This window comes from Pseudomonas sp. EA_35y_Pfl2_R5 (assembly GCF_963970805.1).
Taxonomy (GTDB): domain Bacteria; phylum Pseudomonadota; class Gammaproteobacteria; order Pseudomonadales; family Pseudomonadaceae; genus Aquipseudomonas.
In genome coordinates this window covers 285262-298035 of record NZ_CAXAOW010000003.1, presented here as the reverse complement: position 1 = coordinate 298035, position 12774 = coordinate 285262, and the positions used below count along the sequence as shown (strand labels likewise).

General features: G+C 60.7%; 11 protein-coding genes. 4 read left to right on the top strand and 7 right to left on the bottom strand.

Translation table 11 applies throughout. The annotated features are described in order from the left end of the window. Positions 1 to 146: 146 nt before the first annotated feature. Both AACX99_RS08575 and AACX99_RS08570 read left to right on the top strand, forming a co-directional pair. Positions 147 to 1091, top strand: a complete 945-nt coding sequence (locus AACX99_RS08575; protein ID WP_339411005.1) for a triacylglycerol lipase — start codon at positions 147 to 149, stop codon at positions 1089 to 1091. Between the two features lie 72 nt (positions 1092 to 1163). Next, positions 1164 to 2186, top strand: coding sequence for a lipase secretion chaperone (locus tag AACX99_RS08570; RefSeq protein WP_339411003.1), 1023 nt, complete (start codon positions 1164 to 1166; stop codon positions 2184 to 2186). A 51-nt stretch (positions 2187 to 2237) separates the two neighbouring features. Here the strand turns inward: AACX99_RS08570 and AACX99_RS08565 are convergent, their stop codons facing one another. After that, positions 2238 to 2672, bottom strand: a complete 435-nt coding sequence (locus AACX99_RS08565) for a DoxX family protein (protein WP_339411001.1) — start codon at positions 2670 to 2672, stop codon at positions 2238 to 2240. Between the two features lie 370 nt (positions 2673 to 3042). Beyond that, entirely contained in the window at positions 3043 to 4428 is a 1386-nt protein-coding gene (locus AACX99_RS08560; RefSeq protein WP_339410999.1) for a transglycosylase SLT domain-containing protein, read from the bottom strand. A 235-nt stretch (positions 4429 to 4663) separates the two neighbouring features. Between AACX99_RS08560 and AACX99_RS08555 the strand changes: the two genes are divergently transcribed. Next, positions 4664 to 5482 (top strand): TatD family hydrolase, encoded by an 819-nt coding sequence (locus tag AACX99_RS08555; protein WP_339410997.1) that lies wholly within the window; start codon positions 4664 to 4666, stop codon positions 5480 to 5482. Positions 5483 to 5597: 115 nt separating this feature from the next. Further along, positions 5598 to 7064 (top strand): methyl-accepting chemotaxis protein, encoded by a 1467-nt coding sequence (locus AACX99_RS08550; protein ID WP_339410995.1) that lies wholly within the window; start codon positions 5598 to 5600, stop codon positions 7062 to 7064. Between the two features lie 16 nt (positions 7065 to 7080). On the opposite strand, the gene AACX99_RS08545 is transcribed toward AACX99_RS08550, so the two are convergent. From AACX99_RS08545 to AACX99_RS08525, 5 genes are all read right to left on the bottom strand, one after another. Further along, on the bottom strand, positions 7081 to 7878 hold the full coding sequence (locus AACX99_RS08545; protein ID WP_339410993.1) for an acyl-CoA thioesterase: 798 nt from the start codon (positions 7876 to 7878) through the stop codon (positions 7081 to 7083). A 107-nt stretch (positions 7879 to 7985) separates the two neighbouring features. Beyond that, positions 7986 to 8759 (bottom strand): CHAD domain-containing protein, encoded by a 774-nt coding sequence (locus tag AACX99_RS08540; RefSeq protein ID WP_339410992.1) that lies wholly within the window; start codon positions 8757 to 8759, stop codon positions 7986 to 7988. A 74-nt stretch (positions 8760 to 8833) separates the two neighbouring features. Continuing rightward, the gene (locus tag AACX99_RS08535; RefSeq protein ID WP_339410990.1) at positions 8834 to 10828 is read right to left on the bottom strand and encodes a transglutaminase TgpA family protein; all 1995 of its coding nucleotides are present in this window, start codon (positions 10826 to 10828) and stop codon (positions 8834 to 8836) included. Then, positions 10825 to 11781 carry a DUF58 domain-containing protein gene (locus AACX99_RS08530; RefSeq protein ID WP_339410988.1) on the bottom strand — a complete coding sequence of 319 codons (957 nt, stop codon included), beginning with the start codon at positions 11779 to 11781 and terminating at the stop codon, positions 10825 to 10827. Before AACX99_RS08530 ends, AACX99_RS08535 begins: the two co-directional genes overlap by 4 nt. Continuing rightward, complete coding sequence (locus tag AACX99_RS08525; protein WP_339410986.1) at positions 11778 to 12695, bottom strand: AAA family ATPase; 918 nt, start codon at positions 12693 to 12695, stop codon at positions 11778 to 11780. Before AACX99_RS08525 ends, AACX99_RS08530 begins: the two co-directional genes overlap by 4 nt. Between the last annotated feature and the right edge of the window lie 79 nt (positions 12696 to 12774).

Below are 12774 nucleotides of genomic sequence, written 5' to 3'. Positions count from 1 at the left end.
CACCCGTGGCAGAGCCCTGCAAGCTTGTTTTGCCGGAATGGCATGCTTTCTGCCAATACCCTTGGGCTGATGTATACGCCACGGGATGGGCGTTTTGGCTGCAGGGAGTGCCTTGAACTGCCCGATTAACCCTAGCGAGAGCACCAATGAACAACAATAAAACCCTGCTCGCCCTTTGCCTGGGCGCCGGCTTGCTGGCCTCTGGCAACACCCATGCGTTCTGGTTCGGCTCCTCCGGCTACACCCAGACCAAATACCCAGTCGTGCTGGCCCACGGCATGCTCGGCTTCGACAGCATTCTGGGCGTTGATTACTGGTACGGCATTCCTGCCGCACTGCGTCGCGACGGTGCCAGCGTCTACATCACCGAAGTCAGCCAGCTGAACACTTCGGAAGCCCGCGGTGAGGAACTGCTGGCCCAGGTGGAAGATATTGTCGCCATTAGCGGCAAGCCCAAGGTCAATCTGATCGGCCATAGCCATGGTGGCCCGACCATTCGCTATGTAGCCGCGGTCAGCCCCAACTTGATTGCCTCGGCCACCAGCGTCGGCGCGCCGCATAAAGGCTCGGCCACTGCCGACTTTCTCCGCCAAGTGCCGCCTGGCTCTGCTGGTGAAGCCCTATTGGCGGGAATCGTCAACGGCCTCGGCGCACTGATCAACTTCCTCTCCGGCAGTTCCAGTACCAGCCCGCAGAATGCGCTTGGCTCGCTGGAGTCGCTTAACAGTGAAGGTGCGGCGCGTTTCAACGCCAAGTTCCCACAGGGCATTCCGACTAGCGCTTGCGGTGAAGGTGCCTATAACGTGAATGGCGTGCGCTACTACTCGTGGAGCGGCACCAGCCCGGTGACTAATATCATCGACCCTAGCGACCTGCTGCTGGGCGCCACCGCGCTGACTTTCAATGGCGAAGCCAATGATGGCCTGGTCGGCCGCTGCAGCTCACGCATGGGCAAGGTGATCCGCGACAACTACCGGATGAATCACCTCGACGAGGTCAACCAGACCCTGGGCCTGACCAGCCTGTTCGAAACCGACCCAGTCACGGTTTATCGCCAGCATGCTAACCGCCTGAAAAACGACGGCCTGTAGCAGCTTCGCCAGGGGCGCTCTTGCAGCCCCTGGCGCCTCTGCCCGTCTTGCCGTCCTGTCTGAAGAGTGCCTGTGAAAAAACTTCTGTTGCTGTGCCCGCCTTTATTCGCCGTCTGCCTGGTTCTCGCGCTGTACCTGCAACCCGTGGATATTCCCGTCCAGCTCAGCGCCGATACGCCACAGCCGATACAGCGCGTTGATACGCCGTCCGCCATGCAAGAACAAAACAGTGCAAATATTAAGGCGGAGCCTTTGAAAACCCTGCCTGCCTCATTCGACGGCACTATGGTAGATGGCGTTTTTCGCCTGGATGCCAACGGCAATCTGCTGATCAGCGAAGACATCCGGCGGATCTTCGATTATTTCCTTGCCGCAGCCGGTGAAGAATCGCTGCGCACCAGCGTCGAGCGGCTGCGTGCCTATATCGCCGCGCAGCTGCCGGTCAATGCCCGGGAGCAGGCATTGGCCCTGCTAAATCAGTACCTCGACTACAAGCGTGAGCTGGTACTGCTCGAACGCGACCTGCCGCAGATGGCCAATCTGGATGCCCTGCGTCAACGCGAGGCCGCCGTACAGGCCTTACGCGCGCGCATCTTCGATGCCCAGACCCAACAGGCGTTCTTCGCCCGCGAAGAGGCCTACGACCAGTTCACCCTGCAGCGTCTGGCGATTCTGCATAACAGCCAGCTGGATGATGCCGGCAAAGCCGCCGCCATCGACCAACTGCGTGACAGCTTGCCCAGCGAAATGCAGGACACGGTGCTGCCGCAACTGCAGAACGAGCTACGCCAACAAACCGCGCAGTTACAGGCCGCTGGTGCCAGACCGGAACAAATCCGCCAGCTGCGCCAGCAACTGGTCGGTGCCGAAGCCACTCAGCGCCTCGAAGTGCTCGACCAGCAGCGGCAAACCTGGAAGAAGCGCATCGCTCAATACAGCACTGAAAAAGCTGCCATCGAAAATAACCCAGGCCTGAGCGACAGCGACAAACGCGCGGCCATCGCCCAACTGGCCGCAGAGAACTTCGATGAGCGCGAACAACTGCGCCTGGAAGCCGCCGAACAGCTGGCGACGCAGAACAAGGCCAAACCCTGAAACGTAAAAAGCCCACCGAAGTGGGCTTTTTACTGGCTGCTGCCGAATCGCTTAACCGGCGATGCGCTTGTCCAGCGACAGCTTGCCAGCACCTTCAATCAGGATCGCGACGCTGATGGCCAGCAGGGCCAAGGCAAACTCATAACCGTTGTTGCTCATAAAGAAGCCGTTGGCCAGGTGCACTGTAGCAATCGCCACCACCATGGTCAGCGCCAGCACCGCTGCAGCTGGGCGCGCCAGCAGACCGATGATCAAGGCAATGCCACCAAAGAACTCGGCACTACCGGCCATCAGTGCCAACAAATAGCCCGGCGCCAAGCCGATGCTTTCCATCCATTGGCCCACGCCTTCCAGGCCGTAACCGCCAAACCAGCCAAACAGCTTCTGCGCGCCGTGGGCGGCAAAGGTGATACCGGCGATGATGCGCAGCACGGTCAGGCCATAGCCAGCTTGAGTTGCAACAACAGATTTCATCAGAGCGTTCATGTGCAGCAGTCCTTGTTGTGGGGAGTTGATGGCGTGAAGATTAAACCAATTATCAAATATTTAAAGCAGATAAAATCGCTTTAAAATATCGAATAAACTAATAAATCTACATTCTCAACCCACGCTGACAGGTCTTTGAAAACGTTGGCGAGGCAGCCAGCGCAAGGCAAAAACAGGCGAAAAGGCGGAGTTTACGAGCTGTAAATGAGCACTTGATTCGCTTCGCTCACCCCTCCGGGGTCGTGCTAAAGCACGTTCAGCCTTGCGGTTGTGACCCCGTTTTTAACGCCGCGATGGCAACGCACGACTGCATGGATGCAGAAGGTAGAGCGACGCAGGAGCCAAAGCCGAGGTAGTTTTCAACGGCCTGTTATGGCTCCAGCAGATAGCGCTCGCGATCATAAGCAAGGTAGTACTTATTCACGCTATTCACATAGCTGACCACGCCCATGCCCATCTGCTCCATCGCCACCCGCTCAACCTGAAAGAACCACTGGTTGGGGTTCAGGCCGCGCCTGCGCGCTTCTGCCCGCAGGCTCTGCACCCGTTGCGGGCCCATGTTGTAACCGGCCAGAATAAAGGCCATGCGCTCGCGCTCGTTAAGCTGCGGGCTGTTGAAGTAGTTACGACGAATCATCGCCAGGTACTTGGCGCTGGCCTGCACATTGTTATCCAGCACGCCGATATTGCTCACGCCAACGCTGCGCGCGGCCGCCGGGGTGATCTGCATCAGCCCGGTCGCGCCACCGGCGCCGCGCGCAGCCGGGTTGAGGGTCGACTCCTTGAAGGCTACGGCAGCCAGGGCCAGCCAATCGAAATCATGCTGAGTGGCATAACGCTGCAGCACCGGACGAACCTTTTCCAGGCGCTGACGCTCGGTGCGGCCCAACGGGTAATGCACCTTGTACAGACGCCGGTAGACACGCTGGAAGGCCGCATCCTGATCCGCCGGGTCACGGTAACCTTTGAGAAAGCGGTCGATACTTGCGCCGAGCATTGGCGTGTCGCGCCGTATATACCAACGCATATCACCGTCACTGGCCAATTGCAGATGGCGGTCCAGACGGAGCTTAGGCATTACTTTCGACCAGCGCTCGGCAATCGGCTGTTCGACCGCTGTGACACTGAAGATGCCGGCCTGGACCATTTCCAGCACATCCTCGACCGCCAGAGTCGGATCAACCCACTCGACAATAATCGGCGAACGCTTGCTGTCGATCAGCCGCTGGTTGACGGCCCTCACCGCATCCCCTGCCACGCTACCCGCAGGCAAGGCCAAACTGCGCCCGGAGAGCTGTTCGAGGTTCTGGTAACGGCGGTTACCCTGTTTGGCGACGATGATCAGCGGCACATTGCTGCGGATCGCTGCGCTGGCGCTGAGGTTGCTAGCGCGTGGCATATTTAGTAGCTCACCGGGGGCGACCAGATCACCTTCACCGCGCTGCAAGGCAGCCAGTAGTTGATCCTTAGCCCTGGGAATAACTTTCAGTTTGAGCGTGCGCCCATCGCGCGAATTGCGGTTGAGGTATTGCTCGAAGGCGCGCATGCGCTGGTACTCGACGCCAATGCTCTGGCCTTTGACCTCACCCGAACTGTTGCGGCTCTGGTTGACCAGCACGCGCAACTCACCACTGCTGCGAATGCTTGCCAGGTCGCGGGCGGCCTTGGGCTGCTCGACTTCCAGCGGACCAGCCACGCGCGCCACCGCTGCGCAGGGCAGCAGCAATAAGCAGCAGGTGAGCAGCACTCGCAACATCAAGGCTCCAGGGCAGAATCGACCGATAGATCAGTGCAGCGGCTCGTCTGAACAGGCTGCATACAGGACAACTGACCCCTCGCGCGGGGCGCGGAGGTTCGCACAGCCCGCCTATGGATGCCAGCCAGCAATCACACTCAACATCACGTATAGGCTTTAACTAGCTGTATTTATTGACTTTTAATCTATTAAAAAAGCTCTGTTATGCTGCTCAATCAATTCAGCAGGTAGCACCATGCAACTCATCGACATCGGCGTCAATCTGACTCACCCAAGCTTTGCCGAACAACGCGAAGCACTCCTCGCTCGCGCCTACGCGGCAGGCATCCAGCAAATGCTGCTTACCGGCACCAGCCTGGCAGAAAGTGAACACGCCCTGGAGCTGTGCCGGCAGTTGGATGACAGCGCAGAACATTTGTTCAGCACCGCCGGCATTCACCCCCACGACGCCAGCAGCTGGAATAGCGACAGCCATGCGCAGCTCAAGGCCCTGCTGGCCGATCCCAGAGTGCGCGCGGTGGGCGAATGCGGGTTGGACTTCAACCGCGATTTCTCACCGAGGCCGCAACAGGAACTGGTGCTGGAGCAGCAACTGGCTCTGGCAGTAGAGCTGCAACTGCCGGTGTTTCTACATGAGCGCGATGCTGATGAACGCCTGTTGGCAATCCTGCGGCACTTCCGCGACCAACTCCCGGCGGCCGTGGTGCACTGCTTTACCGGGGAGAAACGCGCGCTGTTCAACTACCTGGATCTGGACCTGCATATCGGCATTACCGGCTGGATCTGTGATGAGCGCCGTGGCAGTCATCTGCATCCACTGGTCAAGGAAATCCCCCGTGGCCGCCTGATGCTGGAAAGTGATGCACCGTTCCTGCTGCCCCGCAGCCTGCGGCCGAAACCGAAGAGCGGCCGTAACGAGCCGGCCTTTCTGATTGAGGTGTTGCGTGAAGTGGCGCTACACCGTGGTGAGACCGAACAGGTACTGGCTGCCCATACCAGCGCTACGGCCCAGGCCTTCTTCAATTTGCCTGCATTCACGGGCGCAACCAGCTAATCGGCCAGTAACCCGGCACCAGCTGGCTTGTTGATAAGGATCAATTGATCTGCTGTGAGACTGGGTGAAACTACTGGCACTTTGCCAACTCTTCACCTCACACAGAGACACCTGCATGGGCCATTGGATCAGCGACCTTTCCCTGAAGTACAAATTCTGGGCCGTAAATGCCGTGGCCTTCTTTACCACGCTGCTGCTGGTGCTCTATGCGCTACACCTGGAACAACAGGTGCACTACGCCGCCGCCAAGCAGGCTGTGCAGCAGCAGGCACGCTTATTAAGCCAATGGCCGCAGGAGCTGGCCTGGCCGAAGGCTAGCAATATGCTGAGCTTTACCAGCGGGCAGACGCCACGCCTGCCGGATAATCAGGGCAGCACCCTGGCCAACGCACGCGGCTGGGTCGATTTAAATGGTAGCGAGGGGCTGATCGGCGCCGAAGTCATCGTCCGTGAAGACGGTCAGCGCCTAGCCATCACCGCTTTGGCACCGAACCTGCCCGAGGTATTTCTCGACCGAGCGCCAAGCTATGCCTTGGTCGTCGCGCTGTTGATGCTGCTGTTGCTAGCGGCCTCGCAATTGCTGATTCGCTTTCTGCTCAGCCATCTCAACACGCTCAAGGACGTGATGCTGCAGGTGGAAAAAAGCGGTGACCTCAGCGCCCGTGTGCCACTCGAGTGCAAAGATGAAGTAGGCCAGATGGCCAGTGCCTTCAATGCCATGCAGGCCGGCTATCAACGGGTGGTCGGTATCGTCGCCCAGTCGGCGGCGCAGCTGGATGAGGGTGCCGAACGCCTGGCTGGCAATATGCGTGATGTGCGCAAGGGCATGCTCGAACAGCAGAGCGAAACCGAACAGGCGGCCACGGCGATCAACGAGATGTCCGCCACCGTACACCATATTGCCGAACACACGGCCGACACCCGCGATCAGTCAAAAAACGCCGAGCACCTGGCGCGCAGTGGTCAACAGGCGGTCAACCGCGTGAGCCTGTCGATTTCCGGGCTGTCCAGTGGCGTGCAGCAAACCGCGCAGATGATCGAACAGCTGGCGGTCGACAGCCAGAAGATCGGCGGCGTGGTCAGTGAGATTCACGGCATCGCCGAACAGACCAACCTGCTTGCGTTGAACGCAGCGATTGAAGCCGCCCGCGCCGGTGAGATGGGCCGCGGCTTTGCCGTGGTCGCCGATGAAGTGCGCAACCTGGCCAAGCGCGTACAAGACTCCACCGACCTCATCACGCAGATGATCAACACTCTGCAAAGCGGCACCCGCGATGCCGTGGATTTTATGCAGGACAGCTCAATCAAGGCCGATGAATGCGTCAAACAGGCCGGTGAGGCCGGCCAGGCATTAGTCGCCATCACCGAATCCGTTGCGCTTATGCGGGAAAGCAATACGCAGATCGCCGTGGCAGCGGAGCAACAGAGCCAGGTGGCCGAAGAGATGAACCGCGCGGTGATCCGCATCCGCGATGTGACCGAACAGACCGTCGGCCAGACCGGTCAGTCGGCGACCACCAGTACCGACTTAGCGAACTTGGCTGGCGAGCTGAACAAGGCGATTCGCCAGCTCAAGTTATAGAGCTGGCGCAGGACGTTTAACCGAACACAGCCACTGTCTGCCGACTGATCGCCAGCAGCTCACCGGTCGGCGACCAGAGTGCGGCGGCGATATGGCCATAACCATCGCGGGCATGTTCGATCTGCGCGCGGTACAGGCACCAGTCCAGGGTACTCAGCTCGCTCATCGGCTGGACGAACTCGATGGTCCAGGTCAGTGAGCTACCCGGCGCCGGTGCGCTCAGGTGCGGCAATACCGCAGGTGGCCAGGCATCGACCAGAGCCAGCAGATGGGCCTCATTGGCCGGTTCGGCACTGCTTTGATCACGCAGGCGCACCCAGCCGCCCATGTCGCGCGACGGATTATTGGTAAAAGGCATGCCGCCAAATGCCCAGCGCATGGCCAGAAAACGCGTGAATTCCGGGGTAACGTTGGGGATATACGGTAGCTCCTGGCACGCCTCCACCGCCTTGGCTTGCGGCGCGGGATCGGCCTGTACGGCGATGCGCGACTCGCGCCCGGCACCAAAGCTGCCCTGCACCAGGGTCACCACCTGACCGTCCTGTATCGCACGGCCGAGTACCTGGCTGACGGCCTTGCCTTCGCGCAGCACTTCCACGTCAAAGCGCACCGGCACATCGGGCGCGGCGGGGCCGACAAAGGTAATCGCCAAAGAGCGCGGCGGTCGCCCGCTAGGGGCTTGAGCACGCATGGCCTCGTACACCAGCGCTGCCACAAGGCCGCCAAAACTGGCGCGACCCTGCCCCCACTGCGCGGGAATCAGCACCGCCTGAGGGTTGTCGCGCACCGCCTGGAGTAATTCGGAAAATCCCATAACCACCTCGAACACTGAAGATGTGGGTGATCTTAGGGCAAAGACGCCAGCAAATGACACGACATTTCGGCCAAACAAGCCGAAGGTATAACGACTTTTCCGCCAACTCAGCCGCTGTTGCGAGCAAAACCTGCGGTCAATGCCTGCAGGGCCAGATCGGCCTGCTGCTCGGCACTCTGCATTGCTTCATGCCAAGTTGGCACGCACGGCTGCAAATCTGCCTCGGTTTCAGCGCGCAGCAACCACTGCCAATGGTCGTGCCAATCGCCCAGCGCTGACTGCGCCTGTTTCAGCTGCATGCGCGTGCGCCCGGACAAATCGGCCAGCTGCGGATAAGCCTCGGCTGCATAGCGCAGCCGCTTAACCAGCAAACGTAGGCGGTGGCGGTCATGTGCGGGGTCAAGCAGCGCCTCGGCCAGGCGCTTGCGGTCCTTGCGCAAGCGTTGCCTGATAAGCTTGGGCAGACCACGTAGTTGCCCGCAGTTGGCAGCCTGGCGCCACTGCTGCGGCCAGTCATCCAGCGCAATCAGCAGATCTGCCAACGGCGCACTGTCCAACAGCAGCAGGTATCCCTGCAGCAACAGTGGCTGGCGTGATTGCGCGGCGCTATCGAGCCCTTGCTGTTGCAGATAGCCCTGCAGCACCTCAAGGTCGCGCAGCGGACCGGTCAAGCGGCCCAACTCGGCCGCACGCTGCTGCAAGTCCTCACAGACTGCGACCGAGGACAGCGGCCGCAGCAGGCTGCGCAATTGGCGCAAGGCGATGCGCAGATCGTGCAGGGCCTCATCGTCGGTGCCTGCTCGCAGCCGTTCACGACAGGCAAACAGGCGCATCTGAATGCGCAGTACGTGTCGCGGCACCTCATCAACCAAGCCTTGCATCGCCTCACTCCTGTGAACTCGCTCCTCAGCTTATGCACTTGATGATTAGCCACAAGTGGCCAATGGTCGCGGTACTAGGGTTCCAGACGAGTAAGCCGCCAAGGTAGGGCACGCTTGAGGGCCTTTAGATGCTGACGTAACTGCGCAGCAGAAGGTTCTTGCCCGGCATAACGCTGCGCCTCGAAGGTCGCCGCAAAATTAGCAATCGCCTCAGCCTGGACCGGCATCTGCAGGGCTGCTCGCGCGGCATAGTCGCGCGGCCCTTCGCCGGGCCTGCGTGGCACGCCATGGCGCGCCAGCAGCCCCTCAAAACGACGGAACAAGCGCTGCTGCACATCACGCTCACGCTGCCAGGGTTTGAACAGCCAGAGCGAAAGCAGACCAAGCAGAAACGCACCGCCGCCGACCAGGCCAATCACCAGCGACTGCGAATCTACCCGGCCCAGCCAGCGCTGGAGAAACTCCAGTTGCTGCTGACTCTGGTAGCCCAGCACCCAGCGCTGCCAGCCGTAATTGATATTGTCCCAGGCCAGCCGTAACTCATTCAGCCAGCTGAGGTTGCGATAGCGCAACGGGGAGAAAGGCGAGTCTTCGAGAAAACTCTGCTCACCGGCCAAGGCCTCTTCCAAGCCCATGTCGATCCGCTCGGGGGCCACCTGGAAGGTCGGGTCGACACTGACCCAGCCCTGCCCCTCCTGCCAGTAATCAACCCAGGCATGGGCATCAAACTGGCGCACCTGCACGTAGTTTCCCGCCGGGTTGTATTCGCCCCCCTGATAACCCGCCACTACCCGCGCCGGAATACCTGCAGCACGCAGCACATAGGTCATGGCTCCGGCGTAGTGGGCGCAGAAGCCGCTGCGGGTTTCAAACAGGAAATCATCGATGTTGTTCTGCCCCAGCGCAGGCGGAGTCAGGGTGTAGGCAAAGGGTTCTCGGTTGAAATGGGTGAGCAGCGCCTGCACCAGCTGTTCCGGCTGTGGGTAATCGCGCTTAAGCTGTTCGGCCCAGGCGCGACTGCGCGGCTCGCCTTGCTCCGGCAACTGCAAAACACGGCGCAGGGCTGCCTGGGGCAATTGCGGCTCGCGTAGCGCCTGCGGCCACGATGTAACCTGATAGATCAGTGAGCGGTCTACCGGCTGGCGCCGCTGCAGACGGAAATCGCTCATCTGCCGAGTCTGTTCCAGCGAGGTTTGCGCTACGTCCAAGGCAAACAGCCAACGCTGCCCACTGGGCTGCATCACGATGCTGTAACTCAGCGCCTCGCCTTGCTTCTGCCACTGCGCACCGGGGCCAAACTCGGCGTAATCGGATTGTGACCAGCGCCGTCCATCGAAGCGATCCAGGGTCAATGCGCGCCAGTACAACTCACTGCGCGGCGGCGTCTCGCCGTTGAAACTGGCACGAAACGCCAGGGCAGCAGAGCGGCTCAGGTCGGCAATATCCGCGGGAGCCATGCTATCCGACAGGCCAGTGGTGGCCTTGTCATTAGGCACCGGCAACGACCACAGCGGGCCCATGCGTGGGAAGAATACAAACAGCAGCAACATCACCGGCAACGCCTGCAGCAGCAGCCCACCGGCCAGACGTGCGGTCGGCCATGGCTGAGTGGCCAGGCTGCTCTGCTGCAGGCCAATCAAGGCCGCCAGCAAAGCGGTCACAGGCAGCAGGCTGTAGAAGGCCATCAGCATACTGTCATCGAACAGGTAGGCGGTGACCACCACAAAGAAGCCGAGAAAGATCAGCACCAGTGCATCACGCCACGTACGCATCTCCAGCAATTTGAGCACAAAAGCTGCGACCAGCAGCACCACCCCGGCATCCAGACCGATTAGGCTGCCACGGGAAAGAAACACCCCGAGCGCCGCCGCCAGCATCAAACCGCCCTTGGCCCAGGCATTCGGGTAGCGCGCACGCATGCGGAAAATCTGAATGCGCCAGGCCGCACTGCCCAGCCACAGACCAATGATCCACAGCGGTAAATGCGTCAGATGGGGAATGATCACCAGCACCTGCGCCACCAACAGCCAGGTCAGGCTGATCCGCGGAATCGCGTTAACCCGGCTCATGCCACACGCCCGAACAGCGCCAGGGCGCGCAGGCAGGCATCGCGGTGCAGCTCACCGCTATCAGCACCTAATACCTGGCCCGGCAGGCTCAGGGCAAACGGCTGCTGCCGCTCGGACAACTGCAATACCCAGTGGCAGAGTAGCGACAGGCGAGTTTCCACATCGCCAGCCAGGGCTTCGAAATCCAAATACAGATCACGCCCAGTGATCGAGGCAAAGTCCTTAACAAGCAAACCCTGGCCGCGAGAATAGGCTTTCCAGTGCAGCCGGCGTTTGGAATCACCCGGCTGGTAGGTCTTCAGCCCTTGATAATCATCCACTCCCTGGCCATGGGGCCGGCTGCCCTCCTCGTCCTGATCCTCGCTGACGCCAGCTGACAGCGGCAGATCACCGGGCAAAGGTCGCGGATAAACCAGCACGCGCTGATCCAGATCGACCCAGCTCCAGGCCACCAGAATCCCCAATGGAAAACGACTCTCGACGCGCAAGCGACCGGGCCGCAACCAGCCACGTTGCAGCGCCGGCAGGTTTAACTGGCACTCGCTCACGCCTTCGGCCGGCACATCCAGCGTCTGTAACTCGGCCGGTGGCCAGCCCAAGCTGACGGCCTGATGAGGCCTCTGACTGCTCTCCAGACGTACGCGAAAACCGGCGGGTTCGCCGACAAATACCGCCGGCGCACTGCCGGCCTTAAGGATCAACCCGGCCAGGTTGCGGTAGGTGTGCAGAATGGCCACGACAAAAACCGAGGCCAGTAGAAAGGTCAGGCCATAGGCCAGGCTGTTCTGGTAATTGATCGCGGCTAGCAGCATCAACAGCAGCGCCAGCATAAAGGCCGCCCCGACTCTGCTCGGGATAATAAAGATCCGACGTTGATTCAGCCGTACACTGGCGGCGGCCGGAATACGCCGGGCCAGCCAGCGGTTCCAGCGCGGCTTGAGCTGGGCGATCAAAGCGCCGGCACCTCACGCAGCAACCACTGCACCAAGCTGCCCGCGCCATGCCCAGCCGGGTCGGCGCGCTCGCGTAGGCGATGGCCTACGACCGAAGGCAGCACGGCCTGCACGTCTTCCGGAATCACATAATCACGCCCCGCGAGGAAGGCCCAGGCACGCGCTGCTGCCAGCAGCGCCAGGCTGGCCCGTGGCGACAAGCCCCAGGCGAATTGCGGCTGGGTGCGGGTAGCATCGACCAAACGCAATACATAATCGACCAACGCATCGCTGGCACGCACCTTAGGAATTTCCGCCTGCACCAGCGCCAATTCGCTGTGATCAAGCAGCGCCGGCAGGCTGGGCAGTAGCGAGCGCCGCGAATCACCGAGCAGCAAGGCTTTTTCCGCGGCCTTGCCGGGATAGCCAAGGGAGAGGCGCATCAGAAAACGGTCCAGCTGCGACTCGGGCAAAGCGAAGGTACCGCCCTGGCTGACCGGGTTCTGCGTGGCAATCACAAAGAAGGGTTCGGGCAGCGGCCGGGTTGCACCTTCGATGGTCACCTGGCCCTCTTCCATGGCTTCAAGCAGCGCACTCTGGCTTTTCGGCGTGGCGCGGTTGATCTCGTCGGCCAGTACCAGCTCGGCGAAAATCGGTCCCGGGTGGAAAATAAACTGCCCGGTGTCCTTATCAAACACCGAGGTGCCGAGGATATCGCCGGGCAGTAGATCGGAGGTGAACTGAATACGCTGAAAACTCAGGCCCAATACCTTGGCCAGGGCGTGACTGAGGGTGGTTTTACCCATGCCGGGCAAATCCTCAATCAGCAAATGGCCCTGGGCCAACAGGCAGGTCAGTGCCAGACGCACCTGCGGTTCCTTGCCCAGTACCACCTGATTGATCGATTCCAGGCAGGCATCTAATTTCGTGCGCATCGCTCACTCCTTATGCAAGTGGACCGATGCTACTGGGCTGCAAGGGGTCGGCAAAGAGCCAAGTAACCTTTGCTCACGA

What these genes read in the sequence shown, in the direction of transcription:
- AACX99_RS08565 (WP_339411001.1), bottom strand. Translation starts at nt 2,672, where the DNA reads ATGAACGCTCTGATGAAATCTGTTGTTGCAACTCAAGCTGGCTATGGC.
- AACX99_RS08550 (WP_339410995.1), top strand. Translation starts at nt 5,598, where the DNA reads ATGGGCCATTGGATCAGCGACCTTTCCCTGAAGTACAAATTCTGGGCC.
- AACX99_RS08525 (WP_339410986.1), bottom strand. Translation starts at nt 12,695, where the DNA reads ATGCGCACGAAATTAGATGCCTGCCTGGAATCGATCAATCAGGTGGTA.
- AACX99_RS08575 (WP_339411005.1), top strand. Translation starts at nt 147, where the DNA reads ATGAACAACAATAAAACCCTGCTCGCCCTTTGCCTGGGCGCCGGCTTG.
- AACX99_RS08535 (WP_339410990.1), bottom strand. Translation starts at nt 10,828, where the DNA reads ATGAGCCGGGTTAACGCGATTCCGCGGATCAGCCTGACCTGGCTGTTG.
- AACX99_RS08560 (WP_339410999.1), bottom strand. Translation starts at nt 4,428, where the DNA reads ATGTTGCGAGTGCTGCTCACCTGCTGCTTATTGCTGCTGCCCTGCGCA.
- AACX99_RS08545 (WP_339410993.1), bottom strand. Translation starts at nt 7,878, where the DNA reads ATGGGATTTTCCGAATTACTCCAGGCGGTGCGCGACAACCCTCAGGCG.
- AACX99_RS08540 (WP_339410992.1), bottom strand. Translation starts at nt 8,759, where the DNA reads ATGCAAGGCTTGGTTGATGAGGTGCCGCGACACGTACTGCGCATTCAG.
- AACX99_RS08555 (WP_339410997.1), top strand. Translation starts at nt 4,664, where the DNA reads ATGCAACTCATCGACATCGGCGTCAATCTGACTCACCCAAGCTTTGCC.